Origin of the sequence: Rhizobium sp. PRIMUS64, from assembly GCF_023006465.1 — a bacterium.
GTDB lineage: Bacteria > Pseudomonadota > Alphaproteobacteria > Rhizobiales > Rhizobiaceae > Rhizobium > Rhizobium leguminosarum.
In genome coordinates this window covers 1-708 of sequence record NZ_JALBGX010000318.1, presented here as the reverse complement: position 1 = coordinate 708, position 708 = coordinate 1, and the positions used below count along the sequence as shown (strand labels likewise).

Sequence of the window (708 nt, the reverse complement as noted above, 5' to 3'; positions counted from 1 at the left end):
CAGCGCCACACGCTGCTGCTGCCCGCCGGAAAGCTGATGCGGGCGCCGCGCCAGCATGCCGCGGTCGAGCTCGACCATGTCGAGCAACTCGACGATGCGCTTCTCGCGATCGGCTGCGCCTCGTTCGAAGCCGAAGCCGATATTCTCGGCAACGCTTAAGTGCGGAAACAGCGCGCCGTCCTGCGAGACGATGCCGATACCGCGCTTGTGTGCCGGTACTGTCGCCGGACCGTCCGCGAGCAGGTCGCCATCCAGCGTCACTCTGCCGACATCGGGTTGCTCGAAGCCGGCAATGATGCGCAGCAGCGTCGTCTTGCCCGAACCGGACGGGCCGACGACGGCCGTGCGGCTTCCGGCCGAGACCTCGAGCGAAATATCCTTCAGCGCCTGGACGGGGCCATAGCGCTTGCTGATGTTCTCGATCGTGAGCAGCGTCATTGGCCGGCGGTCCGTTTCGATTGGGTATAGAGCATCAGGGTGAGCGGCAGCGACAGCACGACCATCATGAAGGCGTAAGGGGCGGCCGAGACATAGTCTATCTCGCTGGTCAGCGACCAGAATTTCGTCGCCAGCGTATCGACGCCATTGGGCGACAGCATCAATGTTGCCGTGAGTTCATTGGTGATGCCGAGTGCGGCCAGCGCGACGCTGGCGGCCGCTCCGGGTGCGGCAAGCCGCATGGTGATCTGCCGCACCGCCTGGCCTGGG

General features: G+C 65.1%; 1 protein-coding gene and 1 pseudogene. Both read right to left on the bottom strand.

The annotated features are described in order from the left end of the window. A partial coding sequence (locus MOV76_RS39335; protein WP_247266613.1) for an ABC transporter ATP-binding protein occupies nt 1-438 on the bottom strand: 438 nt, incomplete at its 3' end. Continuing rightward, a pseudogene (locus tag MOV76_RS39330) lies at nt 435-708 on the bottom strand (iron ABC transporter permease); the annotation flags it as partial. The pseudogene MOV76_RS39330 and the gene MOV76_RS39335, both read right to left, overlap by 4 nt.